We start from the raw sequence: 24,183 nt of genomic DNA on the forward strand, positions 1-24,183 counted from the left end.
GGTCTTCGTGATGTCGGACATCACGTCGCTGAAGCGGCGCGAGCGCGACCTTGCAACCGCCATGCATGCAGCCGAGGCGGCCAGCCGGGCCAAGACCGAATTTCTGGCCAATATGAGCCATGAATTCAAGACGCCGCTCAACGCGGTCATCGGCTTCACCGATATGGTCATGCAGGGGGCGGCCGGCCCGCTGAACGAGCGGCAGCGCGAATATCTGGGCCATGTCCGCGACGGCGGCAACCGTCTGCTGTCGCTGATCGACGACATCCTGGAAATGGTGCGCGCCGATCGCGACGGGCTGAAGGCGGCACCGCTGGACCTGGACCGGCTGGTCGCAGCTGCGGTCACCGACGCCGAACGCGCCGCCCGCGAGGCCGATGTCACACTGGCCCGGCTGGAGCTGGATCTGCCGGTACATGGCGCGATCCGCGGCGACCGGCGCCTGCTGCGCCGTGCGATCGATGCACTGCTGTCGAATGCGATAAAGTTCACGCCGGCAGGCGGCCATATCACCGTCAGCCTGCGCAACACCACCCTGCCCCATCCGGAAGGCAGCCCGATCGCCGGGGTCGAGGTGAGCATCGCGGATACAGGTATCGGCATCGCTCCCGAACAGATCGAACGGGTGCAGCAGCCCTTCGTGCAGATCGACAGCAGCCTGGCCCGCCGTTACGAAGGCGCCGGGCTGGGCCTGCCGCTCGCCCGGCGATTCGTCGAGGCCCATGACGGGCAGTTGAGCCTGAACTCCGCCCCCGGCCTCGGCACGGAAGCCCGGATCTGGCTGCCGCTCGCCAGTGCCGAACCCGAGGCGGCATCGGCAACGCGGCTGCGGATCGCCGCGCGCTGAGCGCGCCCCCGCTCAGCTCTCTTCCCGCCCGCTCTCTGCGGGCAACGGCAGCAGGATCACCGCCTGCGTCCCCTGCCCCGGCTCGCTGAACAGGTTCAGCCGCCCGCCATGGGCCTCGACCAGCCGGCGGGCCAGCGGCAGCCCCAGCCCCGTCCCTTCGAAGCGGCGCGAGAAGCCGGCATCGAGCTGAACGAAGGGCTCGAAAGCCCGCTCGATCTCGCCGGGGGGCATGCCGATGCCATCATCCGCGATCTCGATCCGTATCCCGCCGCCTCCCTCTTGACCGCTCCCCTCGTGCCCAGCCCCTTCCGGCCCAGCCCCTTCCTGCCCGACATCCACCATCCGCCGCGCGGTGATCGTCACCCAGCCGCCCGGCTCGGTGAACTTGATCGCATTGGAGAGCAGGTTGACGATCACCTGCCGGATGCGGACCTCGTCAACCACGGCAGGCAAGGCCGGCGGGTCAACATCGAGCGACAGCGTCAACCCGCCCTGATCTGCCTTGGGCTGCAGCATGCGCACGGTGGAGCGCAGCAGCCGGGCGAGATCCAGCGGCCGGGGATCGAGCGGCAGGGCCGCCGCCTCGGCGCGGCTCAGATCCAGGATGTCGTTGATGACGCTCAGCAGATGGGTGGCGCTGTCGCGGATATCGCCCATGTATTCGCGCTGCCGGTCCGACACCGGGCCTGCATAGCCCATCAGCAGCATGTCGGTGAAGCCGATCACGGCGTTCAGCGGCGTGCGAAGCTCGTGGCTGACATTGGCCAGGAAATCGGTCTTGACCTTGTTAGCCCGTTCGGCCGCATCACGGGCGGCAGCAAGCGCCGCTTCACGCGCCTTGATCGCGGTTACGTCGGAATAGAGCGACAGCAGCCCGCCGTCATGCGTCGGGCTTTCGCGCACCATCAGCCAGCGGCCGTCCGCCATGCGTATCTCGAACCGGCCACGCCCGCGGGCGCGCATCTCGCGCCGGCGCCGGCCCCAGGCCTCGGCCGTCTCCCCCATGGTATCGATGATGCCGCGCTCCAGAACGTCACGGATCAGGGCCTCGAAGGCCATGCCTGGCGCGAGTTGCGGGGCACCTGCGCCCAGCATCTCCTGATAGCGGATGTTGCTGATGATATAGCGGTCATCCGGCCCGCAGAGCAGCAGGGCGTCGGTCATGGAATTCAGGGCGTCGAGCAGGCGCGCCTCGCTTGTCCGACGCACCCGTTCCGCCGCCTCGGCCCGAGCCAGATGGCGCCGGGCGATGGACCGCTCCCGCCGGACCAGCATGGCCAGAACCACGATCATGGCGCCGAGGCCGAGCAGCATGGCGGCTACAGCAGCCGGGCCGGGCGTGATCATGCCACTGCCCACGGCAAGCGCCACGGCAGCCGCGGCGATCCCGAGCGCGATCAGCCCGCGGGTGAGGCCTCCGCCGGATTCCTTGTCCCACTGCTCCACGGGCGATCCCTCATTCTGCTGCGGCGGTCCTGCTTGTTGTCATTCGTGACCGTCCGCCCTCAACTCCACCCGCTCGAAGCCGCGGGGTCAAGCACCGAGCGTGGCCGCATCATCAGCGCTTGCAACGCGCCGCCACAGGCAGTACAAACCGCGTCGACCGCATACGGGATCCCGGGGCCGTAGCTCAGCTGGGAGAGCACCTGCTTTGCAAGCAGGGGGTCAGGGGTTCGATCCCCCTCGGCTCCACCAATTCCGTCGCGTCAGAATGTCTCAGCAGGGGCCGACCGCACACGCGGCCGGCCTTTTTCGTGTCTGCCCCCGCCGTCCCTGCCCCACGCCGTCCCCGAACGGAGCCCGACCACGCCATGCCCGTGCCCAGCCCCACCCACGTCCTGACCATCACCTGCCCCGACATCGTGGGCCTTGTGGCGGCCGTGTCCGGCTTCCTGTCCGGGGAAGGCGTGTTCATCAACGAGAGCGCCCAGTACGGCGACCCGGAAACCCAGACCTTCTTCATGCGGGTGGTGCTGTCGGTCCCGGGCGATGGCGATGGTGCGCTGGGGGTGCGCTTCGCCGAGGTTGCGCGCCGGTTCGCCATGCGCTGGACGCTGCACGATCTGCGCCGCCGGCCGCGGGTGCTGATCTGCGTGACCAAGGCGGGCCACTGCCTGAACGACCTGCTGCACCGCTGGCACAGCGGCCTGCTCCCGATCGAGGTGGCAGGCGTGATGGGCAATCACGACAGCCTGCGCCATCTGGCCGACTGGCACAACGTGCCCTTCCACCACCTGCCGGTGACCGCCGCGACCAAGGCGGACCAGGAACGCGCCCTGCTCGACCTGATCCGCACGCTGGATGTCGAGCTGGTGGTGCTGGCCCGCTACATGCAGATCCTGAGTCCGACGCTCTGCCAGGCGCTGTCCGGCCGCTGCATCAATATCCATCACAGCTTCCTGCCGGGCTTCAAGGGAGCCCGGCCCTATCATCAGGCCCATGCCCGCGGCGTGAAGCTGATCGGCGCCACCGCCCACTACGTGACGACGGATCTGGACGAGGGCCCGATCATCGAACAGGCGGTGGAACGGGTGGATCACACCCACACGGCCGAAGAACTGGTGACCATCGGCCGCGACATCGAGACGGTTGTCCTGGCGCGCGCCGTACAGTGGCACGTGGAGCGCCGGGTGCTGATCAATCACCACAAGACGGTGGTCTTCCGCTGAACAAACGCCCCGCGGTACCGCAGGCTGTGTGACGCATGCAGCTTTTGCTTGCCGCGGGTCACCCCCACCCGGCTAAACTGGCAGAACCAACGGCCGGTCCCGCAGAGGTCGGGACGCTCCGCCTGGGGAGGCGGAGGGCCGGATGAATGCCGGAAACAGCGGCAATACGGGGGTAACGACATCCATGATTTCTCTGGGCAAGCGCGCCGGCGCACGAAAGCTGGCGGGGCTGGCAATGGCCGCCGCGATCACCATTGCGGCACCGGTGGCGGCCAAGGCCGAACAGTTCGTCAACGTGCTCACCGGCGGTACCAGCGGCGTGTACTACCCGCTGGGCGTGGCACTCTCCAAGATCTACGCCGACAACATCCCGGACGCCCGCACCTCGGTGCAGTCGACCAAGGCGTCGGTCGAGAACCTGAACCTGCTTCAGGCCGGCCGCGGCGAGATCGGTTTCGCGCTGGGTGATTCGGTGGGCCTCGCCTGGGCGGGCGACACCGAAGCCGGTTTCAAGGGCAAGCTCGACAAGCTGCGCGCCATCGCCGCCATCTATCCCAACTATGTTCAGATCGTGGCCAGCCAGGACAGCGGCATCAAGACGCTCGCCGATCTGAAGGGCAAGCGCATCTCGGTCGGCGCGCCGCGCTCGGGCACCGAGCTGAATGCCCGCGCCATTCTGGGGGCGGCCGGTCTCAGCTATGACGATCTGGGCAAGGTGGAATACCTGCCCTTCGGCGAATCGGTCGAGCTGATGAAGAACCGTCAGATCGACGCCACCCTGCAGTCGGCCGGCCTGGGCGTCGCCTCGATCCGCGACCTCGCCACCAGCGTGCCGATCACCATCGTGGCCGTGCCCGCGGATGTGGTGGAGAAGATCGGCGATGCCGCCTATCAGGCGACCGAAATCCCGGCCGGCACCTATGACGGCCAGACCGAGGCGGTGCCGGCGGTGGCCATCCGCAACATCCTGGTGACCCATGCCGAGGTGCCGGATGCGCTGGCCCACGAGATGGCGAAGCAGATGTTCACCCATCTCGACACCATGGTCGCGGCCCATGCCGCCGCCAAGGCGATCTCACTGGATGGCGCGACCAAGGGTCTGCCCATCCCGCTGCACCCGGGTGCCGAGGCCTATTATCGCGAGGCCGGCGTCCTGAAGTGACGGAACCCGAGGCGGCCGGCCGGCGATTCATGCATGCCAAGGCATGCAGTTCCCGGCCGGCTTCCCGTGTCGACACGCCTGTCTCGGGACATCCACGCACATGACCGCATCGACCGTCCGGCCCGCCGACGAGGCCCGGCATCAGGGCCATGACCACCTCCAGGATCACAGCTTCGAGGCGGGGCCGATGCATGCGCCCCTGCCCGACCGGACCCAGGGCCTCGGCCGGGCCATTTTCCTGGTCGCCGTAATCTTCTCGGCCTTCCAGATCTACACCGCCGCCTATACGCCGCTGTCGAGCCTGGTGGTCCGCTCGATCCATGTCGGCTTCCTGCTGCTTCTGGGCTTCATGATCACCGCCGCGCACCGGCCGAAAGGGTCGGCGCTGCGCTGGATCGATCTCGGCCTCGGCATCGTCGGCTTCGCGCTCGGCCTCTATCACTGGATCTTCGAAACCGACATCCTGCTGCGCGCCGGCGATCCGTCGATGACCGACATCGTGCTCGGCTGCGCAATGGTCCTGCTGGTCTTCGAAGCCGCCCGCCGGGCGATGGGCATCGCGCTGCCGATCATCTGCGCGCTGTTCCTGTCCTATGCGATCTTCGGGCATCTGCTGCCCTCGCCGCTCAATCATCGCGGCTACGGTTTCGATCAGGTGGTCGACCAGATGTTCCTCGGCACCGAAGGCATCTTCGGCATCCCGATCCTAGTCTCGTCGACCTATATTTTCCTGTTCATCCTGTTCGGCGCCTTCCTGGAACGCGCCGGCATGATCATGCTGTTCTCGGACGTCGCCATGGGCACCGTCGGCGGCGCCCGCGGCGGCCCGGCCAAAGTGGCGGTGGTCTCGTCCGCGCTGATGGGCACGATCAACGGCTCGGGCGTCGCCAATGTGGTGACCACCGGCCAGTTCACCATCCCGCTGATGAAGCGGTTCGGCTATCGCCCCGCCTTTGCCGGTGCGGTCGAAGCGACGTCGAGCATGGGCGGCCAGATCATGCCGCCGGTGATGGGCGCGGTGGCCTTCATCATGGCCGAGACGCTGAACGTCCCCTATATCGACGTGGTCGAAGCGGCGCTGATCCCGGCCCTGCTCTATTTCACCACCGTGCTCTGGATGGTGCATCTGGAAGCCGGCCGCCTGAACCTTTCCGGCCTGCCGCGCGCGGAACTGCCGGATCCACTGGCGGCAGTGAAGGCGCGCTGGCACCTGATCATCCCGCTGGCCATCCTGGTCTACCTGCTCTTCGCCGGCTACACTCCGCTGTTTGCGGGCACGGTGGGGCTGGCGCTGACCGCGGTGCTGATCCTGGGCGCGCCGATCTCGGGCCTGCTGCCGGCCATGCCGCTCCGCATCCTGTTCTGGGTGGCGATCGGCCTTGCCACCGCCGGCTTCTTCCACTGGGGCATCGACGTCATCGCGGTGGTGATCCTGGCGCTGGTGGTGGTCTGCCTGGCGATCAAGGGGCTCCGCTCCACGGTCGACATGATGGTCCAGGCCCTGGCCGACGGCGCCCGCAATGCCCTGGGCGTCGGCATCGCCTGCGCGCTGGTCGGCACGATCATCGGCGTGATGACCCTGACCGGCCTCGCCACCAACTTCGCCCGGGTGATCATCGAAGTCGGCGATCAGAGCCTGTTCCTGTCGCTGGTGCTGACCATGCTCACCTGCCTTGTGCTGGGCATGGGCATTCCGACCATCCCCAACTACATCATCACCTCGTCGCTGGTCGGGCCGGCACTGCTGGAACTGGGCGTGCCGCTGATCGTCAGCCACATGTTCGTGTTCTATTTCGGCATCATGGCCGATTTGACGCCACCGGTGGCGCTGGCGGCCTTCGCGGCCTCGCCCATTGCCAAGGCGAGCGGGCTCAAGATCGGCGTGAACTGTCTGCGCATCGCCATCGCCGGTTTCGTGGTTCCGTTCATGGCGGTCTACACCCCGGCGCTGATGCTTCAGGATGGCGGTCCGATGGCCCAGGCGATCGGCTACTGGCCGGCGGTCGGCTATATCGTCCTCAAGGCGGTGATCTCGATGGGGCTGTGGGGGGCCGCCAGCATCGGCTTCCTGGCCGGACCGCTTGCCTGGTGGGAACGGCTGCTCGCCGCCGTCGCCGCTTTCATGCTGGTTGCGGCCCTGCCGGTCACCGATGAACTGGGTCTCGCCCTCGCCGCCCTGGTCGTCGGCCAGCATCTGCTGCGCCGCCACATGGCGCGGCGTGCTGCATCATGACCACCGCGGCCACCCTCGGCCTGTGCATTGCACTGGCCGCGGGCGGCCCGCCGCTCACCCGTCTGCCGGCCGATCCCGATGCCGCGCTCGACCGCTTCACCCTCGCCTGGACCCATTCGGTGGAGCGCATCCGCTGGCGCGAGGATTGGATCATCGGCCAGGACGGCCGCCTGCATGCCGGCGAGGCCGCGATAGAGGGCAGCGGCGCCGGCATGGAACCGCCCGATGATGCCCGGCTGATCGACGGCCACTGGGTCTACACCCCGCATCTGCCGCCGCAGGAGGCGCTGACGCTCGCCAACTCCACCATGACCGGGCCGCACGAGATCTGTATCGCCGGCAGCTGCCGCAGCCTGTTCGATCTGGCACCCGCCGCACGCGACCGGCCGGTGCGCCTGTTCCCATGTCCGGGCGATGCGCTATCATCGGTCGACATGACAGCACCGGAGGCGGGAACCGCAAGATGATGGAGGGTCTGCGCCAGCGGATCTGGACACGGCTGCGCCAGACGCTGTGGTTCCAGCCGGCCCTGGCCTCGGCACTCGCGGGCTTCTGGGTGGTGCTTGCCATCATCGGCGGGCCGCTGCTGTCAGGCATGGACGATCTGCCGATTCCCGACAAGGACACCATCGTCGAACTGCTGAAGATGGGCGGCGGCAGCCTGCTCACCATCGCCACCGTCACGCTGTCGGTGCTGATGGTGGTGCTGAACGCCGCCGCCGGCCAGGCCTCGCCCAGGGCCCTGCCGGGGCTGATGTCCGACCGCATGACCCATCGGGCGCTGGCCGCCTTCATCGGCGGCTTCGTCTATGCGGTGACGGGCGTGGTGGTTCTGGGTCTCGGCCGCGATGGCGACGGTGCGCGGCTGTTGATCGGCGCGGGCGGGCTGCTCACGCTCTGCCTCGCCCTCTACCGCATGGTGCTCTGGTTCCACCACATCGCCGATCTTCTGAAGCTGTCGAGCATGATCGACCGCATCTTCCGGACCGGCGACCAGGCGATCGAGACCTACCGGGCCACACCGGCCTATGGGCTGCGGCTTCAGCCGGCCGCGATGCCGGCGCTGAACGGACCGGGTCTGGTGCCGCTCTATCCGCGCCTGACCGGACATCTGCGTCTGATCGACGTCGCCCGTCTGGCCGGCGCTGCCGAAGCGCACCGGCTGTCGGTGATCATCTGCCACAGGCCCGGCACGGCCATGCACCCGCAGAAGCCGATGGCGATGATCCGCCCCCATGACGGCCGCCCGATCGACGAGGCCCTTCGCAATATCCTGATCGGCTGTTTCGACATAGGCCGCGACCGCACAGAAGAACAGGACCCCCTGCTCTGCCTGGAACTGCTGTGCGAAACCGCCTGCCGGGCGCTGTCGCCCGGCATCAACGATCCGGAGACGGCCATCATCTGCCTGGACCGGCTGGAATCCCTGCTGACCGGGCTGGTCGCCCGGCCCGCCGATGCCGATGCCCCCGCCGATACCGAAGGGCTGGGGCGCGGTGCGGCCCATGTGGTGCTGCCGCCGCTGCCGCTGGATCTGGTTCTCGACCGGGCCCTGATGCGCATCGCCCGTTGCGGCGCCGACGCGGTGGAGGTTTCCTGTCATCTGCTGCAGGTGCTGGAGGCGATCGTGCGCAATGCGCAGACCGAGGCCGATGCCGATGTCGCCCGCGCCGCCGCGATCAGGGCCCATGCCCATGCGGCGGCAGCCCTTGCCACCATCCATGATCGGGATCGGGCGGATGCGGCCCTTGCCGCCATCCCGTGACCCCGACACCGGCTTCCCCCCGTCTCCTGAAAGGCAGTACGAATGAGCGCCCCCCACGATCATGATCACGGCCCAAATCACAGCTCTGGCGACGACTGGCGCCATACCGGCGTGCAGGTCATCGCCGGCGACCAGCTGGACCCGAACACCGCCCAGACGCCGGGCATGTCGCGCGCCACCGCCATCAACCATGCCCGCACCGGTGCCAACAAGATCTGGGCCGGCACCGTCACCATCCAGCCCGACGCCAAGACCGGCGCCCATCATCACGGCGCGCTGGAAAGCGTGATCTATGTCGTCCGCGGCCGCGCCCGCATGCGCTGGGGTGACCGGCTGCAGTTCACCGCCGAGGCGGGGCCCGGCGACTTCATCTATGTGCCGCCCTATGTGCCCCACCAGGAAATCAACGCCGCGGCCGACGAGCCGCTGGAATGCGTGCTCGTCCGCTCGGACCAGGAGCCGGTGGTGGTTAATCTCGACATCGAGCCGGTGGAAAAGCCGGAAGCGGTGAAGTGGATCGATCCCATCCACCGCAGCTGAACCACCAAAGCCTGATCAGACCGCCGACCAGCCGCCATCGACCAGATGGGCGCTGCCGGTGACGAAGCCGGCCTCGTCCGACAGCAGGAAGCAGGTGAGCGCCGCCACCTCTTCCGGCGTGCCCAGCCGGCCGATCGGATGCTGCCGGACCAGATGCCGGCGCGCTTCGGGCTCGACATGGGCGATCAGCGGCGTGTCGATGAAGCCGGGGCAGACCGCGTTCACCCGCACGCCCTGCGCCGAATATTCGACCGCCGCCGTCTTGGTCAGCCCGATCACCCCATGCTTGGCGGCGACATAGGCGGCGGAGCCGGCAAAACCGTTCAACCCCAGGATCGAGGCCATGTTGACGATGGCCCCGCCGCCGGCCGCCAGCATCGCCGGGATCTCGGCATGCATGGCATAGAAGACCCCGTTCAGGTTGACGTCGATCACCCGGCGCCAGCCGGCGATGCTGTAGGCGCCGACCGGTCCTTCGGCACCGCCGATGCCGGCATTGTTGACCGCCAGATGCAGGCCGCCGAAGCGGGTCACGACATCGGCGACCAGACCTGCCACCGCATCGGGATCGGCCACGTCGACCGCAAAGGCCGCCACCTCGACACCGGCATCGCGCAACTCCGCCGCCAGGGCTTCGGCCGCATCCGCCTTCAGGTCGGCAAGCGCGATCCGGGCACCGCCTGCACCAAGCCGGCGCGCAATGGCGGCACCGATACCGGATCCGGCACCCGTAACGAGGGCGATACGGCCGTCGAAGGTCATGAGCGATCTCCTGAAGGGGCGGTTGGTCCGGAACCGGCCGGCGTGAACGGATCTTTCACCGCAGCCGTGACAGGCTTCGCTTGTTACGGTGTCTGTGCAGGATGATGACCGTGGTGAAACAGGTCAACCCCGACGCGGAAGACCGACCTGGCGTCCAGGCGATGCGGCTGCGTTGCGACATCGCCCGGCTGCGGCCGGTCACCATCAGCATCGGGATCGCCCCCTGCCCGCCCGGTTCGGGCCGTGACGACATCGCTCGCGCGGAGCTGATCGCCCTGGCCGATCGGGCGCTTTATGCCGCCAAGGCCGCCGGCCGCAACCGGGTGGTGACCGCAAGGCGGTAGCGGGCTTGATCGCGGACCACGGTCGCGGGACACTGCCCCGATAAACCCGGACGTCAGATGCCGGACCGGATATGTGAGGGGGAGGAGGCCGCCCGCGGCGGATCATGGACAGCTGGCTCGTGCTCGCCCTGTCGCTGGGCTATCTCGCCGTCCTGTTCGCCATCGCCTGGCAGGGCGATCGCGTGGCGGCGCGCCGCGGCGGCACGGCCGCACGTCGCGCGCCTCTGCTCTACGCCCTCAGCCTTGCGGTCTACTGCACCTCGTGGACCTTCTATGGCGCCATCGGCCGCGCGGCCACCGGCGGCTTCGATTTCCTGTCGATCTATGTCGGCCCGATCCTGATGATCGGTCTCGGCTGGCCGATCCTCGCCAAGATGGTGCGGGTGGCCAAGGCCGAGAACGTCGTGTCGATTTCCGATTTCATCTCGGCGCGCTACGGCAAAAGCCGGGTGCTGGCAGCGCTGGTCACCGCGATCGCGGTGGTCGTGGTGCTGCCCTATTTCGCCCTGCAGCTCAAGGCGATCACCATCAGTTTCGAGGCCCTGGCCGGAAACCCCTTCGCCGGCACGGTCATGCCCGACCTGCCCGGGCGGACCACCCTGCTGGTCACCGTGATCATGGCCGCCTTCGCCATTCTCTTCGGCGTGCGCACCATCCATGCCAACGAGCATCATCCGGGGTTGATGAGTGCGATTTCGGCCGAATCCCTGGTCAAGCTGGCCGCCGCCCTGATCGTCGGCGCCGCGATCACCGTGGTGGTGGCGGGCGGGCCGGTCTCTCTGGTCGGCACCGCGCTTGCCGACCCGGCACTCGCCCATATGCTGGAACCGCGGCTTGGTCTCAGCTGGTGGGCGATGACCCTGCTGTCGGGCTTCGCCATCCTCTGCCTGCCGCGCCAGTTTCATGTCGCGGTGGTCGAGAACACCCATGTCGGCGACATCCGCACCGCGGCCTGGCTGTTCCCGGCCTATCTGATCGCGATCAACCTGTTCGTGGTGCCGGTCGCGATGGCGGGGCTGCTGCTCTTCGCCGGTGCCGATGTCAATGCCGACACCTTCCTGGTGACCGTGCCGCTGGCGATGGGAGAGCCCGGCCTCGCCCTGCTCGCCTTCATCGGCGGGTTGTCGGCCGCCACCGGCATGATCGTGGTCGGCGCGGTTGCGCTCAGTACCATGGTCTGCAACGATCTGATCGTGCCGGCGCTGATGGCACTGCGTCCCGGCTCCCGCCGGCTCAGGGACAACCCCACCCGCATGCTGCTTCTGGCCCGCCGGCTGGCGGTGATCGGCATCCTGGCGCTCGCCTATATCAACTACCTGCTGCTCGGCAGCACCTTCCCGCTGGTCACCTTCGGCCTGGTGTCTTTTGCCGGCGTCGCACAATTCGCGCCGCCCCTGCTGCTCGGCCTGTTCTTCCGCCAGGTCACCAAGGCCGGCGCCATCGCCGGTCTGGTCGCAGGCTTCGCCGCCTGGGTCGCCACCGTGCTGCTACCGTCCTTCGCCGAGGCCGGTGTGGTCGCCGGCAGCCTGCTGCACGATCTTCTGTTGCGGCCCGGCTGGATCAGCATCGACGACATCACCAGCGTGCATGATCTGGACGTGCTCTCGGGCGGGGCGCTGGCCAGCCTGGCGCTCAATCTCGTGGTGCTGCTGGCGGTGTCGCGGTTCACCCGCCAGTCGGATCTGGAGGCGCGGCAGGCGGAACGTTTCGTCTCCATGCGCCACGAGCTGGGCGAACGGCGGGTGCACCCGCGCGGCGCGACCCTGGCCGATCTGCACGAACTGGCCGCACGCTATGTCGGCCGCACGCGCGCCGATGCCGCCTTCGCCGACCTCGCCCAGGCCCGCAACCCTCATACCGACGGCTTCGACGCCGCACCGCCGCTGCGCATCGACCAGGAAGCGGTGCAGGCGACCGAATGGCTGCTGGCCGGCGCCATCGGCTCGGCCTCGGCCCGGGTGGTGGTGGCCAGCCTGCTCGCCGACCGGCGTCTGTCGCGTTCCGACGCCCGCAGCATCATCGACGAGGCCTCGCGCGCGATCCTCGACCAGCACACCCTGCTGCGCTCGACGATCGAAAATGTCGGCAAGGGCATCTGCGCCTTCGACCGCGACTTCCGGATCCTGGTCTGGAACCGGCGCTTCCTCGACATGCTCGACGTCCCGGAAAGCCTGATCACCGTCGGCACGCCCTTGTCCGACATTGTCGACCATCTCCATGCCCGTGGCGAATTCAGCCATGACCGCGAGATCGTCACCCTGCTGCGCCGGTACGATCCCGATCTGCGCGGCCGGCCCGACATGTATCAGCGCATCCGCCCCGACGGCACGGTGCTGGAGGTTACCTCCAACCCGCTGCCCGATGGCGGCTTCGTCGCCGTGTTCAACGATGTAACCGAACGCCATCGTGCCGCCGAAGCGCTGCGCGAAGCCAATGAGGGGCTGGAGCGCGGCATCGCCGAACGCACCGCCGATCTCGCCGACGCCAAGGCCGAGGCCGACCGCGCCAACCGTGCCAAGACCCGCCTGCTGGCGGCGGTCAGCCATGATCTGCTCCAGCCGCTGCACGCCGCCCGGCTGTTCATCTCCGCCGCCCGCGACCGCGGCAATGATCCGCTGGTCGGTCAGGCCGATGCAGCACTCCGCTCGGTCGAGCAGCTGTTAGGCGACCTGCTCGACATCACACGGCTCGATACCGGCGTGGTCAAGCCCAGCCGCGGCGCGGTGGTGGTCGACGAGGTGCTGCGGCCGCTGATCGGCGAAATGGTCGTGGTCGCCGCCCGCCACGGGCTGAAACTGGTTCACGTCCCCTGCTCGGTCACCGTCGAGACCGATGCCGTGCTGCTGCGCCGGATTTTGCAGAACCTGATCGGCAATGCGCTGCGCTATACCCGCAGCGGCCGGGTTCTGGTCGGCTGCCGGCAGCTGGGCGACCGGCTGCGGATCGAGGTCCACGACACCGGCCCCGGCATCCCGCCTGAAAAACAGGCCGAGATCTTCCAGGAATTCCGCCAGCTCGACGGCGGGCCGGGGGACCGCGACAAGGGGCTGGGGCTGGGCCTGTCGATCGTCGAGCGGCTGGCGGCGATCCTCGGCCACCGGGTCGGGCTGCGTTCCACCCCCGGCCGCGGCAGCTGTTTCTCGGTCGAGCTGCCGGTGAGCGAAAGCCGCGCCCTGGCGCGGCGCGTGGCACCAGAGACCCGCGGCGGCGGCTTCGACGGTACGCTGGTGCTGTGCATCGAAAACGAGCCCGCGATCGCGGAAGCCATGACCGCCCTGCTCGGCGGCTGGTCCTGCGAGGTGATCTGGGGCACAACTGCCGAAGCCGCCCTCTCGGCACTCGGCGATCGGCGCCCCGACATCGTGCTGACCGATTATCACCTGGACCACGGCCTGAGCGGTCTCGACGTGCTCGCCGGCCTGCGCACCCGCTTTGGCGCAGACTTGCCCGCCGCCGTCATCACCGCCGACCGCAGCGATGCCGTCCGGCGTGCGGCCGAGGCGGCCGACTGCCGCATCGCCTATAAGCCGCTGCGCCCGGGCGCACTCAGGGCGCTGATCGCGCATATGGTCGCGAAGGGAAGAAGCCGGGCCGCCGAATGACCTCGGCTACGGGTGATGTCAGCTGCCCGCCGTCTCGACCTCGGTCGCATGCAGCGCCAGCCGGCCGGCCAGAATGGCGGCCTGGGTGCGGCTCACCACGCCCAGGCGACGCAGGATCACCGTGACATGGGCCTTCACCGTGGTTTCGACCACGCCCATTTCATAGGCGATCTGCTTGTTGAGCTTGCCTTCGGCAATGCCGGCCAGCACGCGCAGCTGCTGAGGGGTCAGGCCGGCGATGCGGTCGGCGACGTCGACATCCTCGGCCGTGTCGGCTTCGTCGGTGTCCGGCTGCCAGATCTGGCCCTCGATCACCGCCCGGATCGCGGCACCCAGCCGGTCGACTGGGGCCGATTTCGGCACGAAGCCCGAGGCGCCGTACTGCATCGCGCGGCGGATGGTGGCCGCATCCTCCATCGCAGAGACCACGATCACCGGGATGGCGGGATGTTCGTTGCGCAGCAGCATAAGCCCGATCAGCCCGTTCATACCCGGCATGTGCAGGTCCAGAAGCACGCAGTCCACCGCGTCGTCATGGGCCAGCGCCGTCTCGACCGTCGAGAAATCCGAGGCTTGCATGGTCTCGCTACCGGGCAGGCTGTCGGCCACCGCCTGGCAGAGTGCCGCCCGCATCAGCGGATGATCGTCGGCGATCAGGATCCGATACGACATGTCCCGCCCTCCCCTCGGGTCCCGGGCATCCGGCTGCGTTGGCCGTACCCTTATGAGGCAGGATCATGCGCAAGTTTCTGTCCGACGCAAGGCCGGTCTGCATATGAATTGAAACGGGCAGCCGAAGCTGCCCGTTTCATGATACCCCATTCGCGGGTGCAGCACGCACCCTTGGGCTGTATGTTGCGCCGCTCAATCGTGCTGGTAGATGTCCACAGACTTCGTGTCCCGGACGAAGAGCACGCCGATCACCAGGGTCGCCGCCGCGATGACGATCGGGTACCAGAGGCCCGAATAGATGTCGCCGGTAGCCGCCACGATGGCGAAGCTGGTGGTGGGCAGGAAGCCGCCGAACCAGCCATTGCCGATGTGATAAGGCAGCGACATCGAGGTGTAGCGGATCCGGGTCGGGAACATCTCGACCAGCATCGCCGCGATCGGGCCATAGACCATGGTCACGTAGATGACCAGCACGGTCAGCAGCACGATCAGCATCACATGGTTGACCCGGGCCGGATCGGCCTTGGCGGGGTAGCCGGCCGCGGTCATGGCATCGCCAAGCGCCTTGTTGAAGGCGGCGCCGGCGGACTGCGGGTCGACCGGGGCGGCGTGGCTGCCGCCACCATGCAGGTTGACCTCGGTCTTCCCCGTGGCGCCCGATGCATCGTAGCTGTCGATCACCACATCGCCGACGCGGACCTGGGCGATGGTGCCGGCGGGGGCGGCCTCGTTGCTATAGGGCGCGCCCTTCTTCACCAGGGCCGACTTGGCGATGTCGCAGCTGCTGGTGAATTTGGACGTGCCGACCGGGTTGAACTGGAAGCTGCAGCTCTCCGGATCGGCATAGACCACGATCGGCGCGCTGGCCACGGCCTGTTCCAGCGCCGGATTGCCGTAATGGGTCAGGCCCTTGAAGATCGGGAAATAGGTCACAATCGCCAGCGCCAGGCCGACCATGATGATCGGCTTGCGGCCGATGCGGTCCGACAGGCTGCCGAAGATCACGAAGAAGGGGGTGCCCAGCAGCAGGGCGGCGGCGATCATCAGGTTGGCGTCCTGGGGATCGATCTTCAGGGTCTGCTGCAGGAAGAACAGGGCATAGAACTGGCCGGTGTACCAGACCACCGCCTGACCGGCGACCAGGCCGAACAGCGCCAGCAGGACGATCTTGAGGTTCTTCCAGTTGCCGAAAGCCTCGGTCAGCGGCGCCTTCGAATGCTTGCCCTCTTCCTTCATCTTCTGGAAGACCGGGCTTTCGTTCAGCATCATCCGGATCCAGACCGACACGCCGAGCAGCACGATCGAGATCACGAAGGGAATGCGCCAGCCCCAGCTTTCGAAGGCCTCGGCCGACATCGACAGGCGGCAGCCCAGGATGACCAGCAGCGACAGGAACAGGCCCAGCGTCGCCGTGGTCTGGATCCAGGCGGTATAGGCACCGCGGCGGCCGTTGGGGGCATGTTCCGCGACATAGGTCGCGGCCCCGCCGTATTCGCCGCCCAGCGCCAGACCCTGCAGCAGGCGCAGGATGATCAGGATCACCGGTGCTGCCATGCCGATCGTGGCATAGTTCGGCAGGATGCCCACGATGAAGGTCGAGGCACCCATGATCAGGATGGTGACGAGGAAGGTGTATTTGCGGCCGATCAGGTCACCCAGGCGGCCGAAGACCAGCGCACCGAAGGGACGCACGGCGAAGCCGGCGGCGAAGGCGAGCAGCGCGAAGATGTAGGCCGCCGTCTCGTTCACGCCCGAAAAGAACTGTTTGGCGATGATCGCGGCGAGCGAGCCATAGAGATAGAAATCGTACCACTCAAACACGGTTCCCAGCGAGGAGGCGAAGATAACCTTCTTCTCCTTGCTGGTCATGGGTGCGGCCTTGCCCGTATCCGCCATGGATATGTTGGCCATGTATCCTCCCTGCAACGTGGCGTTGCTCAGACGTTTTCTGCGTTGGAAGACGCTGCCTGACGCCGATCCTGAAGCAGGGCCGTTCCCGCGGACCCGGATGCTTCGATCTTCCCCATCGCCCGTCAGGCCGGTCGATGATGGAACGATGCGCCGCGCGGCCGAAGGACGCAGCCCCGACCTTGGTCGGGGTGAGATCTGATACAGGGCATTGAAATGAAAGAAGAATTTTTGTGCGCCGCAACATATCGTCGCACCGCAGCGCACAAGCTGCCTGCCTGAGCATTCACCCGGCGATTGTGTCACGCCCGCTCAGGCGCCGGCATCGATCCAGTCGACCAGAAGCCCGGCAAGTGTGTCGGAATTGTCGTCCATCATCGGCATGTGCGAATTGCCGCGGATGCCCATGGCCGGCAGATCCATCAGGGTTGCCGCAACTCCGGCCGCCCTCAGCTGATCCACATGGCTGCGGGTGGTGGCGGCCAGATCCGCCCAGAACGGCGTCTCCTCGACGAAATCGCCCAGCATCAGCAGGCGCCGCTGCGGTCGGCCATCGGGGCCCAGGGGCGACCAGCCCTCGGGCAGGGCCGGCATGCCTGACGGTTCGATGCCGATACAGCCGCGGACGAGGTCGGGGCGCGCGGTCGCGGCGGCATGGGTGAACCAGCCGCCCTGGCTGTGCCCGACCAGGATGCAGGGGCCGACGGTTTCGATCACCGCGATCAACGCCGCCAGCGCCTGGGGCGCCGTCGACAGCCAGCGCGGCACATGGTTGCGGCAGAGGTCGTCGAAACCTGCCAGCGGGAAGCGTTGCCCCGGAAAGGGGCGGCGCGCCGCCATATCCGCAGCAGCGCCCAGCCGATAGAGCGTCCAGGCCTGTTCATCGGTGCGCATGATCGCACGGCCGGCCCAGTGCCCCTCCACCGCACACCACCCGGCGCGGCCGCGCTCCACCCCGTCAACGACATGGGTGGTGAACCCGGCCTGAACGAAACGGGTCAGCCAGCCGGGCCGGCCATCGGGTGTCGTCTCCCACATCGATCCGGTCAGCGCACCGCCATGAACCAGCACCAGCGGCAGCGCGCCCGGCCGGGCGTTGCGCGGCACGAAACTCTGGACATAGGCCTGATCGGCGAAGACCGCGCCATTGGGATCATGGATGAAATCCGGGGTATCGGCCGAGAAATTGATCCGCTCGGGTGCTGCATCCCGGGTGACGACCCGCCCGCCGCCGCAGCGAAAGCTGCGGAAGCAGGCGAGATCCATCTCGTGGCCTCGGGCCTCGGTCACTTCGCCACCAGCGGGCAGGCGCTTTCCGACAGCGGCCAGACCAGCTGGTCGCCGGGGATGGTCGCCACGATGTCGAGATAGTCCCAGGGGCCTTTGGATTCGGCCGGTGCCTTCACACGGGCCAGATACATGTCGCGCACCACCCGGCCATCTTCGCGCAGCCGGGCATTGCGGCTGTAGGGATCGTCGATCGGCAGCGCGCGCATCTTCGCCGAAACCGCATCGGCATCGGTGCCACCCACGGCATCCACCGCCTTCAGATAGTGCAGCACCTCGCCATAGACGCCGGCCTGAAGCATGCCGGGCATGGCGCCCACCCGCTCCATATAGCGCTTCGACAGCGCCCGCGCGCGGTCGTCGACATCCCAGTAGGACGGCGTGGTGAGATAGGTGCCCTGCGCCGCCTGCAGCCCCAGCCCGTGGATGTCCGACAGCATCAGGATCAGGGCCGCCAGCTTCTGGCCGCCCGCGACCAGACCGAATTCCCCGGCCTGTTTGATGGTGTTGATCGTATCGCCGCCGGCATTGGCGATGCCCACCACCTTCGCCCCCGAGGCCTGGGCCTGCAGCAGGTAGGACGAGAAATCGGGCGTGGCCAGCGGATGAAACACCTCGCCCACCACCTGGCCGCCGGCTCCGGTGACAACGGCGGCTGCATCGCGGGCGAGCTGATGGCCGAAGGCGTAATCCGAGGCGATCATGAACCAGCTGTCGCCGCCGGCCTTCACCACCGCTCCGGCCGTGCCCCGGGACAGGGCATAGGTGTCGTAGGTCCAGTGCACGCCATAGGGTGAGCAGGACTTGCCGGTCAGCGCCGGGGTGCCGGCGCCCGAGAACAGCACCATCTTCTTCTTTTCGCGGGCGATTTCCTGCACCGCCAGCGCCACGGCCGAATTGGGCACGTCGACGATCACGTCGACCCCGGCCTGATCGAACCATTCGCGCGCAATCGACGAGCCGAGATCGGTTTTGTGCTGATGATCGGCCGAGATCACCTCGACCGGGCGGCCGGCAACCTTGCCGCCCATGTCTTCGACCGCCAGCCGCGCCGCCTCGACCGAGCCCTTGCCGGTCGCATCGGCGGTCACGCCGCCGAGATCGGTCAGCACGCCGATCCGGATCGGCTTCATCTCATCCGCCGCGGCCTGCCCGGCCACGGCCATCAGTCCCGCCACCACGGCCAGGACCACCGCCAGGCGGCCGCCGGCCGCCTTGCTCTTGTTCCGCATCTGGTTTCCTCCCGCTCCGGCGCCATGGCGCCGCGGGCTTCAGGGCGCAGAGGCCCGGCCCGTTCTTGTGTGCTCGGCTTGTGTGGTCGGGCATCTCGCGCCGGGTCGCCGATCTGCTATCGTGCGGAGCGCTGATGCCATGGGGAGCATAATCCTCCCATATGGGACGAATTGTAAACCCCCGCCAGACCAGGCTGCCACCAGGAGGCCCGCCCTTGCCCCGTCCGCCGAAGACCCCCGCCGACATGGAGGAGACGGCCCCCCTCGTCCGCGATCTGAAACTCTTCGGTCTGTTCGACACGGTGCCGATCCGCCAGGCCTATCGCCTGGCGTTCCTGACCAATTTCTACCGGGCACCGCTGCTGCGCCGGATCGAGCAGGAACACGGGCTGACCCGCCCGGAATGGACGATCCTGATCTGTCTCAGCCACCAGGACGGGCTGAACCCGCGCGACATCTGCGATTTCACCGAACAGCCGCGCAACAATGTCAGCCGCGGCGCCGCCCTGCTGGAGGCCAAGGGCCTGATCACCCGCGGCCCCGACCCGGAGGATGCCCGACGCGCGCTCCTGCACCTGACGGAGACCGGCCGCGCCCTCTACGCCCGGCTGATGCCGTTGTTTCAGGCCCGCGAGGCCGAAATGCTGGCGGTGCTGAGCCCCGAGGAACGCGCGCAGCTCGACCATCTGCTGACCCGGCTGACGGCGGAGCTGCCGGTCTGGCGGTGACCCCGCAGCCCGCATCCTCCGGAACCGATGGCGACGGCGCCGGTTGCTCCCCCAAACCGCAACCTGCAACGGAGCCCCCCGATGACCCGGATCACCCCTGAGATGCAGCGCTGCATCGATGCCTGTCTCGCCTGCTACCAGTCCTGCCTGGGCACGGGCATGGGCCATTGCCTGGAAAGCGGCGGCCGCCATGTCGCGCCCGAACATTTCCGCCTGATGATGGCCTGCGCGGAAATCTGCCGCACCTCGGCGCATTTCATGCTGACCGGCACCCGCCACCACCGCCATGTCTGCCGCGAATGCGCCGAGATCTGCCAGGAATGCGCCCGCAGCTGCAACGACCTGGACGGCATGGAGGCCTGCGCCGCAGCCTGCCGCCATTGCGCCGAGCGGTGTCTGGCGATGGCGGCGTGAGGATCACGTCATCTCGCCAGGTGAGATAAATATCGTTCAGAGATGAAGAAGGCCCGGGCGGTTTCTGCTGTCCGGGCTCCTTCACCGTCAATCAGCAGCAGTGCCGAAATTTTGCATCGGACTTCTGCTGATTCATCTGGTCAATTTTTTCGACGTGATCTAAATTTATATCTTCGTTAACTTGTGATAATAGAAAGTAATCGCTTTCATATTATCAATTTAATATATACAATTTTTGCGAGTATTCAAAGTGATACAAGAGCACATTCTGCCCCCTTTGAACCATTCCCTGACACTGATCAACTTCCCACTAACGGCAACTACGCTCAGAGCGTATAATGTGGCGCACGCGGTTTGAGTGGGACGACGCCAAGCACAAGAAGAACCTGCGAGATCGTGGCTTTGGTTTTGACCAGGCCGCCAGGATCTTCTCCGGCCACGTCGTCGAATGGCTCGATGACCGCTTCACCTATGGTGAGGACCGCATCTGCGCCCTGGGTATGGTCGACGGCCGACTTTATTGCATTGTCTACACCATGAGGGGTGACACGATCCGGATCATCTCCGCCCGCCTCGCCACCAGAAGGGAGCAGTCGCTATGGCCATAACCCGCATGACGCTGGACGAGATCATGTCTCGACCTGCCGAGGTGGATCAGGCGAAGATAGATGCCACCACCGAAGCCGACCTCCGCCGGCATATGATCGAAGACGGACAGGATCCGGACGCCCCTCTCGACACCCTCCGTTTCCTGAACCCACGCGACGTCCGCCGCCGGTTGGGCATGACCCAGAAGCAGTTCGCGGACGCCCTGCATATCCCTCTGGGGACCCTGCGCAACTGGGAACAGGCCCGGACGGCGCCAGATCCGGCCGGGCGTGCCCTGATGATCATCCTGCAACGCGAACCCGAAGCGGCCCTGCGCGCTCTCCGGCAGTCTGCGTGACCTGTACTCTCGCCGAAGGTTCTTGCGGGATCGCAGATGCTCCCGAGTCAGTGACCCTGCGCCGGGCATACGGCAACATCACCTCGCCGCCTCCGGGTCCGAGATGAGAATATCGAACCCTCGCCGGCCTGTCGGATCAAAAAGAAAAAGGCCTGACCAGCAGACAAGCCGGTCAGACCTTTTTCCGATCACACCGGAAGTGTGATCCGATTGGTAGCGAGGGAGGGATTTGAACCCCCGACCAAGGGCTTATGAGTCCCCTGCTCTACCACTGAGCTACCCCGCCGCAATGCGTTGGTGCCGGTTCGTCTTCGGCGCCGCCGCTCAGGTGGGCGTGAAATAGCGGATCGGCGGGCGGGTTGTCAAGGGGCGGTGTGACGGTTTTTGGCAGGCTGGTCCCCGATCGCGGTCGTGGCGGTCAGGCCGTAGAGGCGGGCCGCGGCGGCCGCGTCGTCGAGGATGGGCGGCAGGCGGTCGCGCAGGCCGCGATACGCCGCCCGGGCCTCGTGGCGGGTATGGGGCCAGTCGCTGCCCCAAAGGATGCGGTCGGGGCCAAGCCGCTGCGCCAGCCAGGCAACATGGCCGTCCACCGCCACCCGGCTGCGATAGGGCGCGCTCGCCTTGACATGAACCCCGTGATCCGACGGCAGGGCGGCCAGGGCCTGAAACCAGGGCTCGACGGCCGGGTCCGCCGCCTCGGGCAGGCCCAGATGGTCGATCACCAGCCCGTCCACCGCCATGGCGAGCGGCGCCAGAACCGGCGCCAGACGGCTGCTTTCCAGCTGGATTTCCAGATGCAGCCCGGCATCGCGCATGCCCCCCAGAAAGCGCCGCACCTCCGGATCGGCCGGGTCGGGCACGGAGGCGCCCGCCACCAGGTTCCAGCGCAGGCCACGGATGCCGGCTGCCGCCAGAGCTTTCAAACCAGCCGCGGGTGTGTTCGTCTCGACCACGGCCACCCCGGCGAAGCGGCTGCGGTCCAGCCGTTCCAGCGCGTCCAGCATCATGCGGTTGTCGGTCCCGAGGAAGCTGACCTGAACGATCACCCCGCCCTTCAGGCCATGCGCCGCCAGCAGATCGAGCCAGTCCACCAAGGGCGCCGGCCGGTCGGGCAGATAGCGCACGCGGCCGACGGCCGCCACCTGGTCGTAGACATGAACATGCGCATCGAAACCGATCATCTCGCCTCCATCATATAGTTCTATATAGAACTGGTTGACCTGAGGGGTCAAAGGGTTTAGGCAGGAAGGCAGAGGGAGACCAGACCGATGCTGAAACAGTCCATGCCGTCCGATGAGCGGCTGCCGGCCTATCTGCGCCTGCGTGACGAGCTGGCGGCCCGCATCGCCGCCGGGGAATGGGGCCCCGACCGTGCGCTGCCGTCGGAAAACGCGCTCGCCCGCGATCACCGGCTGTCGGTGGGCACCGTGCGCAAGGCCGTGCAGCAGCTGGTCGATGAAGGCCTGCTGGAGCGCCGCCAGGGCTCGGGAACCTATCTGCGCAAGCCCGCCTTCGACGCGACGCTGTTCCGCTTCTTCCAGATGCAGGGCCCGGGCGAAGATGCCCGCAGCATTCCGAAAAGCCAGCTGATCACCCGGGTGCGGATGACGGCACCGGATGCGGTCGCGGCGATTCTGAGCACAGCCGATACCATCCGCATCGAACGCGTCCGCTCGCTCTCGGGCCGGCCGATCCTGGCCGAGGAGATCTATATCCGCGCCGATCGTTTCGAGGGGTTGGAAAGCCTGCCCGCGGGCGAACTCGGCCCCCTGCTCTACCCCGTCTATTACGACCGCTTCGGGGTCTTCGTGGCGCGCGCGATCGATGATGTGAGCTTCGGCCAGGCCGACGCCACCACGGCCGCCCTGCTCGGCATTGCCGAAGGCGCGCCCGTGGCCTGTATCGAGCGCACTGCCTTCACCATCGACGGCACCGCCGTCGAATGGCGGATCGCCCGCGGCGACGCCCTGAATTTCCGCTACCGCAGCCGGATCGGCTGACCCGCCGGTTCCCCCGCCGCAGACGCCTGCCCGCGGATGCGCCCGCGGTGCAGGCCCGGCCGGACATATCCGGAAGCCGCCACAGAGAAGACCAACGTCCAGGGAGGGACGACAATGAAGACGCTCGTGACCACGGCCGTCATGGCCGGCCTGCTCGCCACCACCTCGCTCGCCGTCGCTGCCTATCCCGAACGGCCGATCGAGATGACGGTGCCGGCGCCCGCCGGCGGCGGCACCGACACCGCCGCCCGCAAGCTCGCCACCATCCTGGAAGAGAAGCTCGGCACCAGCATCGCCATCCTGAACGTGGCTGGCGGCGGCGGCGCGGTCGGCGCCACCCAGTTCCTGCGCGCCAAGCCCGACGGCTATGCCCTACTCGCCACCTGGAACAGCCCGCTGACCACGGTGCCGCAGGTGCAGAAGGTCGCCTATGACGCGGCCAGCTTCACGCCGATCGCCTCGACCTCGGAAACCGCCTATACGCTCTGCGTCAAGGCGGATTTCCCGGCCGCGACCGGCGCCGACTTCCTGGCGGAACTGGCCGCCCATCCAGACAAATACACCTATGGCAATGACGGCATCGGCGGCACCATGCAGCTCGCCGCCGAGCGGATCTTCCAGGCCAAGGGCGTGAAGGCGGTGGCCATCCCCTTCGGCGGCGCCGGTGAAACCCTGCAGAACTTCCTGGGCGGCCATGTCGACATCTATGGCGGCTCGATCTCGCCGGTCATCCCTTACGTCCAGTCGGGAGAGGCCAAGTGCCTGATCGTCACCTCGGCCGCCCCGGTCGCGGCCCTGCCCGATGCCGCCGGCCTCGCCTCTCTGGGTCTCGGCAGTGAAGAGACCCTGCTCTGGCGGGCGATCATGGGCCCGAAGGACATGGATCCGGCCACGGTCGAGACCCTGACCAAGGCGATCCAGGAGGCGGTGAACACGCCTGAATATGTCGCGTTTCTGGCCACCCGCGGCGAGATCCCCAATGTCGTAACGGGTGAGGCGCTGGCGGCCCGGCTGCAGGGCGAATACGACGCCCTTGCCCGTGTGGCCAAGGCGCTGGGCCTGGGCAACTGAG

At 67.5% G+C, this 24,183-nt stretch carries 22 protein-coding genes and 2 tRNA genes (1 of these 24 running past the window's edge); 16 read left to right on the forward strand and 8 right to left on the reverse strand.

Annotation, left to right across the window (positions count from 1 at the left end):
• On the forward strand, nt 1-847 hold the final stretch of the coding sequence (locus TMO_RS30035; RefSeq protein WP_014748160.1) for a sensor histidine kinase. Its footprint begins 980 nt before the window's first position; only the last 847 of its 1,827 coding nucleotides appear in the window; the start codon falls outside the window, past its left edge; its stop codon occupies nt 845-847.
• A 12-nt stretch (nt 848-859) separates the two neighbouring features.
• Here TMO_RS30035 and TMO_RS26600 read toward each other — a convergent pair whose 3' ends face one another.
• A complete protein-coding gene (locus tag TMO_RS26600; protein ID WP_014748161.1) occupies nt 860-2,293 on the reverse strand; it encodes a sensor histidine kinase in 1,434 nt (477 codons plus the stop codon).
• Nucleotides 2,294-2,466: 173 nt separating this feature from the next.
• Between TMO_RS26600 and TMO_RS26605 the strand changes: the two genes are divergently transcribed.
• The 7 genes from TMO_RS26605 (at nt 2,467) to TMO_RS26635 (ending at nt 9,216) form a co-directional block, all read left to right on the forward strand.
• A tRNA-Ala gene (locus tag TMO_RS26605) sits at nt 2,467-2,542 on the forward strand.
• A gap of 116 nt (nt 2,543-2,658) precedes the next feature.
• Complete coding sequence (purU, locus tag TMO_RS26610) at nt 2,659-3,516, forward strand: formyltetrahydrofolate deformylase (RefSeq protein WP_014748162.1); 858 nt, start codon at nt 2,659-2,661, stop codon at nt 3,514-3,516.
• Between the two features lie 184 nt (nt 3,517-3,700).
• Nucleotides 3,701-4,678 (forward strand): TAXI family TRAP transporter solute-binding subunit, encoded by a 978-nt coding sequence (locus tag TMO_RS26615; RefSeq protein WP_041607627.1) that lies wholly within the window; start codon nt 3,701-3,703, stop codon nt 4,676-4,678.
• A 100-nt stretch (nt 4,679-4,778) separates the two neighbouring features.
• Nucleotides 4,779-6,911 (forward strand): TRAP transporter permease, encoded by a 2,133-nt coding sequence (locus tag TMO_RS26620; RefSeq protein WP_014748164.1) that lies wholly within the window; start codon nt 4,779-4,781, stop codon nt 6,909-6,911.
• On the forward strand, nt 6,908-7,378 hold the full coding sequence (locus tag TMO_RS26625) for a DUF1850 domain-containing protein (RefSeq protein ID WP_014748165.1): 471 nt from the start codon (nt 6,908-6,910) through the stop codon (nt 7,376-7,378). The genes TMO_RS26620 and TMO_RS26625 overlap by 4 nt, the downstream gene beginning before the upstream one ends.
• Nucleotides 7,375-8,676 carry a DUF2254 domain-containing protein gene (locus TMO_RS26630; protein ID WP_187297878.1) on the forward strand — a complete coding sequence of 434 codons (1,302 nt, stop codon included), beginning with the start codon at nt 7,375-7,377 and terminating at the stop codon, nt 8,674-8,676. Before TMO_RS26625 ends, TMO_RS26630 begins: the two co-directional genes overlap by 4 nt.
• A 42-nt stretch (nt 8,677-8,718) precedes the next feature.
• Complete coding sequence (locus TMO_RS26635) at nt 8,719-9,216, forward strand: cupin domain-containing protein (RefSeq protein WP_014748167.1); 498 nt, start codon at nt 8,719-8,721, stop codon at nt 9,214-9,216.
• A 15-nt stretch (nt 9,217-9,231) separates the two neighbouring features.
• Here TMO_RS26635 and TMO_RS26640 read toward each other — a convergent pair whose 3' ends face one another.
• The gene (locus TMO_RS26640) at nt 9,232-9,978 is read right to left on the reverse strand and encodes an SDR family NAD(P)-dependent oxidoreductase (RefSeq protein ID WP_014748168.1); all 747 of its coding nucleotides are present in this window, start codon (nt 9,976-9,978) and stop codon (nt 9,232-9,234) included.
• 104 nt (nt 9,979-10,082) lie between these two features.
• Between TMO_RS26640 and TMO_RS26645 the strand changes: the two genes are divergently transcribed.
• Complete coding sequence (locus TMO_RS26645; RefSeq protein WP_041607629.1) at nt 10,083-10,322, forward strand: diguanylate cyclase domain-containing protein; 240 nt, start codon at nt 10,083-10,085, stop codon at nt 10,320-10,322.
• A gap of 104 nt (nt 10,323-10,426) precedes the next feature.
• Nucleotides 10,427-13,924: a PAS-domain containing protein gene (locus TMO_RS26650; RefSeq protein WP_041607630.1), complete on the forward strand. Its 3,498-nt coding sequence runs from the start codon at nt 10,427-10,429 to the stop codon at nt 13,922-13,924.
• Nucleotides 13,925-13,942: 18 nt separating this feature from the next.
• Here the strand turns inward: TMO_RS26650 and TMO_RS26655 are convergent, their stop codons facing one another.
• The 4 genes from TMO_RS26655 to TMO_RS26670 form a co-directional block, all read right to left on the reverse strand.
• Nucleotides 13,943-14,596: a response regulator transcription factor gene (locus TMO_RS26655; protein ID WP_014748171.1), complete on the reverse strand. Its 654-nt coding sequence runs from the start codon at nt 14,594-14,596 to the stop codon at nt 13,943-13,945.
• Between the two features lie 192 nt (nt 14,597-14,788).
• The gene (locus tag TMO_RS26660; protein WP_041607632.1) at nt 14,789-16,492 is read right to left on the reverse strand and encodes an MFS transporter; all 1,704 of its coding nucleotides are present in this window, start codon (nt 16,490-16,492) and stop codon (nt 14,789-14,791) included.
• Between the two features lie 324 nt (nt 16,493-16,816).
• A complete protein-coding gene (locus tag TMO_RS26665; RefSeq protein WP_228382371.1) occupies nt 16,817-17,794 on the reverse strand; it encodes a hydrolase/carboxylic esterase in 978 nt (325 codons plus the stop codon).
• Complete coding sequence (locus TMO_RS26670; protein ID WP_014748174.1) at nt 17,791-19,023, reverse strand: ABC transporter substrate-binding protein; 1,233 nt, start codon at nt 19,021-19,023, stop codon at nt 17,791-17,793. The genes TMO_RS26665 and TMO_RS26670 overlap by 4 nt, the downstream gene beginning before the upstream one ends.
• Before the next feature lie 215 nt (nt 19,024-19,238).
• On the opposite strand from TMO_RS26670, the gene TMO_RS26675 reads away from it, so the two are divergent.
• From TMO_RS26675 to TMO_RS26690, 4 genes are all read left to right on the forward strand, one after another.
• Nucleotides 19,239-19,751, forward strand: coding sequence for a MarR family winged helix-turn-helix transcriptional regulator (locus TMO_RS26675; RefSeq protein ID WP_014748175.1), 513 nt, complete (start codon nt 19,239-19,241; stop codon nt 19,749-19,751).
• 81 nt (nt 19,752-19,832) lie between these two features.
• Nucleotides 19,833-20,165 (forward strand): four-helix bundle copper-binding protein, encoded by a 333-nt coding sequence (locus TMO_RS26680; protein ID WP_014748176.1) that lies wholly within the window; start codon nt 19,833-19,835, stop codon nt 20,163-20,165.
• 338 nt (nt 20,166-20,503) lie between these two features.
• On the forward strand, nt 20,504-20,773 hold the full coding sequence (locus tag TMO_RS26685) for a BrnT family toxin (RefSeq protein WP_014748177.1): 270 nt from the start codon (nt 20,504-20,506) through the stop codon (nt 20,771-20,773).
• Nucleotides 20,774-20,778: 5 nt separating this feature from the next.
• Nucleotides 20,779-21,111, forward strand: coding sequence for a helix-turn-helix domain-containing protein (locus TMO_RS26690; protein ID WP_228382372.1), 333 nt, complete (start codon nt 20,779-20,781; stop codon nt 21,109-21,111).
• A gap of 211 nt (nt 21,112-21,322) precedes the next feature.
• Here the strand turns inward: TMO_RS26690 and TMO_RS26695 are convergent.
• Together TMO_RS26695 and TMO_RS26700 are read right to left on the reverse strand one after the other, a co-directional pair.
• Nucleotides 21,323-21,397 (reverse strand) — tRNA-Met (locus tag TMO_RS26695).
• 76 nt (nt 21,398-21,473) lie between these two features.
• Entirely contained in the window at nt 21,474-22,292 is an 819-nt protein-coding gene (locus tag TMO_RS26700) for an amidohydrolase family protein (protein ID WP_014748179.1), read from the reverse strand.
• An 87-nt stretch (nt 22,293-22,379) separates the two neighbouring features.
• On the opposite strand from TMO_RS26700, the gene TMO_RS26705 reads away from it, so the two are divergent.
• Both TMO_RS26705 and TMO_RS26710 read left to right on the forward strand, forming a co-directional pair.
• Nucleotides 22,380-23,111, forward strand: a complete 732-nt coding sequence (locus TMO_RS26705) for a GntR family transcriptional regulator (RefSeq protein WP_014748180.1) — start codon at nt 22,380-22,382, stop codon at nt 23,109-23,111.
• A gap of 114 nt (nt 23,112-23,225) precedes the next feature.
• Nucleotides 23,226-24,182 carry a Bug family tripartite tricarboxylate transporter substrate binding protein gene (locus TMO_RS26710; protein WP_014748181.1) on the forward strand — a complete coding sequence of 319 codons (957 nt, stop codon included), beginning with the start codon at nt 23,226-23,228 and terminating at the stop codon, nt 24,180-24,182.
• Nucleotide 24,183 lies beyond the last annotated feature (1 nt).

Origin of the sequence: Tistrella mobilis KA081020-065, from assembly GCF_000264455.2 — a bacterium.
GTDB classification, from domain to species: domain Bacteria; phylum Pseudomonadota; class Alphaproteobacteria; order Tistrellales; family Tistrellaceae; genus Tistrella; species Tistrella mobilis.

Excerpts from the sequence above, each read along its gene's own strand:
- purU (WP_014748162.1), top strand. The coding sequence starts at position 2,659 with ATGCCCGTGCCCAGCCCCACCCACGTCCTGACCATCACCTGCCCCGAC.
- TMO_RS26615 (WP_041607627.1), top strand. The coding sequence starts at position 3,701 with ATGATTTCTCTGGGCAAGCGCGCCGGCGCACGAAAGCTGGCGGGGCTG.
- TMO_RS26620 (WP_014748164.1), top strand. The coding sequence starts at position 4,779 with ATGACCGCATCGACCGTCCGGCCCGCCGACGAGGCCCGGCATCAGGGC.
- TMO_RS26625 (WP_014748165.1), top strand. The coding sequence starts at position 6,908 with ATGACCACCGCGGCCACCCTCGGCCTGTGCATTGCACTGGCCGCGGGC.
- TMO_RS26630 (WP_187297878.1), top strand. The coding sequence starts at position 7,375 with ATGATGGAGGGTCTGCGCCAGCGGATCTGGACACGGCTGCGCCAGACG.
- TMO_RS26635 (WP_014748167.1), top strand. The coding sequence starts at position 8,719 with ATGAGCGCCCCCCACGATCATGATCACGGCCCAAATCACAGCTCTGGC.
- TMO_RS26640 (WP_014748168.1), bottom strand. The coding sequence starts at position 9,978 with ATGACCTTCGACGGCCGTATCGCCCTCGTTACGGGTGCCGGATCCGGT.
- TMO_RS26645 (WP_041607629.1), top strand. The coding sequence starts at position 10,083 with ATGACCGTGGTGAAACAGGTCAACCCCGACGCGGAAGACCGACCTGGC.
- TMO_RS26650 (WP_041607630.1), top strand. The coding sequence starts at position 10,427 with ATGGACAGCTGGCTCGTGCTCGCCCTGTCGCTGGGCTATCTCGCCGTC.
- TMO_RS26655 (WP_014748171.1), bottom strand. The coding sequence starts at position 14,596 with ATGTCGTATCGGATCCTGATCGCCGACGATCATCCGCTGATGCGGGCG.
- TMO_RS26660 (WP_041607632.1), bottom strand. The coding sequence starts at position 16,492 with ATGGCGGATACGGGCAAGGCCGCACCCATGACCAGCAAGGAGAAGAAG.
- TMO_RS26670 (WP_014748174.1), bottom strand. The coding sequence starts at position 19,023 with ATGCGGAACAAGAGCAAGGCGGCCGGCGGCCGCCTGGCGGTGGTCCTG.
- TMO_RS26680 (WP_014748176.1), top strand. The coding sequence starts at position 19,833 with ATGACCCGGATCACCCCTGAGATGCAGCGCTGCATCGATGCCTGTCTC.
- TMO_RS26685 (WP_014748177.1), top strand. The coding sequence starts at position 20,504 with ATGTGGCGCACGCGGTTTGAGTGGGACGACGCCAAGCACAAGAAGAAC.
- TMO_RS26690 (WP_228382372.1), top strand. The coding sequence starts at position 20,779 with ATGACGCTGGACGAGATCATGTCTCGACCTGCCGAGGTGGATCAGGCG.
- TMO_RS26700 (WP_014748179.1), bottom strand. The coding sequence starts at position 22,292 with ATGATCGGTTTCGATGCGCATGTTCATGTCTACGACCAGGTGGCGGCC.
- TMO_RS26705 (WP_014748180.1), top strand. The coding sequence starts at position 22,380 with ATGCTGAAACAGTCCATGCCGTCCGATGAGCGGCTGCCGGCCTATCTG.
- TMO_RS26710 (WP_014748181.1), top strand. The coding sequence starts at position 23,226 with ATGAAGACGCTCGTGACCACGGCCGTCATGGCCGGCCTGCTCGCCACC.